Origin of the sequence: Corynebacterium sp., assembly GCF_012837295.1 — a bacterium.
Lineage (GTDB): Bacteria > Actinomycetota > Actinomycetes > Mycobacteriales > Mycobacteriaceae > Corynebacterium.
In genome coordinates, this window is sequence record NZ_DURI01000159.1 from 1 (window position 1) to 2,826 (window position 2,826).

Here is a 2,826-nt window from a genome sequence, read left to right on the forward strand (position 1 = left end):
CCTCGGACGCGGCCGCCGCGGCTGTCGCCGCCTGGCGGTGACCCGGGACATGGCAGCTCCCGGCGAATCCCCGAAGCCCGGCCCCGCCTCCGGGCCCCGTCCCGGCTCCGGCCCCGTCCCGGGCCCCGGTCCCACGCCGAACGACGCGGCCGCGGCTTTGGCGGGAGGGGCGGTCGATCCCGACCGGCTCCGTCGTCAAGTGACGGACATCCTCGAGGCGCCCGCGCCGACCCCGGCCGACCGGGCGGAGCAGATGGAGCGCGCGCACGCCCTGCTGCAGGACGCGCTGGGCGGGGAAGGGGCGTCGCGTGGCTAAGGGATCGTCGCCGAAGCGGCGGTTGGATGCGGAGCTGGTGCGCCGCAAGATCGCCCGCTCCCGCGAGCACGCCGTGGAGCTGATCAAGGACGGCCGCGTCACCGTCAACGGGATGGCCGCCACGAAGCCGGCCACCGCGGTCACCGGCGACGTGTCCATCCGCGTGTCCGAGGACGCCGACGACGCCAACTGGGCCTCGCGCGGCGCCCACAAGCTCCTCGGCGCGCTGGCCGCGTTCGAGCCGGAGGGGCTGACGCTGGAAGGCCGCCGCGTCATCGACGCCGGCGCGTCGACGGGCGGCTTCACCGACGTGTGCCTGCGCCGCGGGGCCGCCGAGGTCATCGCCGTCGACGTCGGCTACGGGCAGCTGATCTGGAGGCTTCGCGACGACGCCCGCGTCACCGTCCTCGACCGCACCAACGTGCGCACCCTGACCCCGGAAATGGTCGGGGGAGCCGCCGACGTCATGGTCGGCGACCTGTCGTTCATTTCGCTGCGGCTGACGCTGCCCGCGCTGGTGGACGGCCTGGTCGACGGCGCGGACCTGCTGCCGATGGTCAAGCCGCAGTTCGAGGTGGGCAAGGACCGCCTCGGCTCCGGCGGCGTGGTGCGCAGTCCGGAGCTGCGGGCGGAGGTCGTCGGCGACGTCGCCCGTTTCGGCCGGTCGCTGGGATTGTCGGTGCGCGGCGTCGTCGCCAGCCCGCTGCCCGGGCCGTCCGGCAACGTGGAGTATTTCCTGTGGCTGGTCAAGGACGGTGGCGCGTCGGACGTCGATGATGGGAAGCTGGACGAGATGATCGAACGCGCCGTGCAGGAGGGCCCGCAATGACGGATGGAACGATCGGCAAGGACGACCGCCAGGTGCTGCTGGTGCCGCACTCGGGCCGCAGCTCGAACCTGGAGATGGCGGCCGAGGCCGCCGAGCTGCTCGACGGCGCCGGCATCGGCGTGCGCGTGCTGGCCGGCGACGACCCGTCGAAGCTGCTGCGCCACCCCGTGCTGGGCAAGTACCCGCGCTACGGCCATTCGCCGCAGGCCGCGGCGGGCTGCGAGCTCGTGCTCGTCCTCGGCGGCGACGGCACCTTCCTGCGCGCCGCGGACATCGCGCATTCGATGGATCTGCCGGTGCTGGGCATCAACATGGGCCATGTCGGCTTCCTGGCCGAGTGGGAGCAGGAGTCGATGACCGAGGCGATCCAGCGGGTCATCGACCGCAGCTGGCGCGTCGAGGACCGGATGACCATTTCTGCGACGGTGCGCGACAACGACGGCCGCGTGATCGGCACGGGGTGGGCGCTCAACGAGGTGAGCATCGAGAACCTCAACCGCCGCGGCGTGCTCGACGTGGTGCTCGAGGTGGATCAGCGCCCGGTGAGTTCCTACGGCTGCGACGGCGTGCTCATCTCCACCCCGACGGGCTCGACGGCGTACGCGTTTTCGGCGGGCGGCCCGGTGCTGTGGCCGGAGCTCGACGCGATCCTGGTGGTGCCGAACAACGCCCACGCGCTGTTCGACCGCCCGATGGTCGTGTCGCCGCATTCGACGGTGGCGGTGGAGACGAACCCGCAGACCAGCGCCGCGCAGGCGGTGCTCGACGGTTTCCGGCCGATCCCGATGCCGGCGGGCAGCCGCATCGAGATCACCCGCGGCGAGCAGCCGGTGAAGTGGGTGCGCCTGGATGCCGCGCCGTTCACGGACCGGCTGGTGCACAAGTTCCGTCTGCCGGTGACGGGGTGGCGGGGTCCCAGGAGGTGATCGGGCGATGCTGACCGAGCTGACCATCCGCGATCTCGGCGTCATCCCCGAATCGACGGTGGAGTTCAGCCCGGGCCTGACGGTGCTCACGGGCGAGACGGGTGCGGGCAAGACCATGGTGGTCACGGGCCTGCGCCTGCTGTCGGGCGGGCGGGCCGACGCTGGCCGGGTCCGCACGGGCGCCGAGAAGGCGCTGGTGGAGGGCCGGGTGTCCACTGAGGACCTCGCGGGCCCGCTTGCCGACGACGTCGACGCGATCCTTCGGGAGTGCGGCGGCGAGAGGGACGAGAACGACGAGATTCTGCTGGCCCGCCAGGTGTCGGCGAAGGGGCGTTCGCGGGCGTGGATCGGCGGCCGGGGCACTCCGGCGTCGTCGCTGGCGGACATCGCCGGAGCGGTGCTGGCCATCCACGGGCAGAACGATCAGCTGCGGCTGCTCGGCGGCGGCGAGCAGATCGCCGCGCTGGACCGGCTCGGCGGGGAGCGCGTCGCGCCGCTGCTGTCGGCGTACAAGGACGTCCGCTCGCAGTGGCGTGCGGCGGCGAAGGATCTGGAGGAGCGGACGTCGAAGCGCCGCGAAATGGCCATGCGCGCCGACCAACTGACCTTCGCGTTGGAGGAGATCGACGCCGTCGACCCGGAACCCGGCGAGGACGCCGAGCTGGCGGAGACCATCCGTCGCATGCAGGACCTCGACGGCCTGCGCGAGGCGGCGACCGTCGCGTGGGGTGCCATCGACGGCCCCGGTGCGATCG

At 72.8% G+C, this 2,826-nt stretch carries 4 protein-coding genes; all 4 read left to right on the forward strand.

Annotated elements, in window-relative coordinates; genetic code table 11:
• Window positions 1–316 (forward strand): hypothetical protein (locus GX015_RS05450; protein ID WP_291343403.1); only part of this gene is annotated, 316 nt, incomplete at its 5' end.
• The gene (locus tag GX015_RS05455) at window positions 309–1,145 is read left to right on the forward strand and encodes a TlyA family RNA methyltransferase (protein ID WP_291343405.1); all 837 of its coding nucleotides are present in this window, start codon (window positions 309–311) and stop codon (window positions 1,143–1,145) included. The genes GX015_RS05450 and GX015_RS05455, both read left to right, overlap by 8 nt.
• Window positions 1,142–2,071 carry an NAD kinase gene (locus GX015_RS05460; RefSeq protein ID WP_291343407.1) on the forward strand — a complete coding sequence of 310 codons (930 nt, stop codon included), beginning with the start codon at window positions 1,142–1,144 and terminating at the stop codon, window positions 2,069–2,071. Before GX015_RS05455 ends, GX015_RS05460 begins: the two co-directional genes overlap by 4 nt.
• Window positions 2,072–2,078: 7 nt before the next feature.
• Window positions 2,079–2,826, forward strand: a 748-nt coding sequence (locus GX015_RS05465) for an AAA family ATPase (protein WP_291343408.1), incomplete at its 3' end; no start/stop codon positions are given.

What these genes read in the sequence shown, in the direction of transcription:
- GX015_RS05460 (WP_291343407.1), top strand. Translation starts at nt 1,142, where the DNA reads ATGACGGATGGAACGATCGGCAAGGACGACCGCCAGGTGCTGCTGGTG.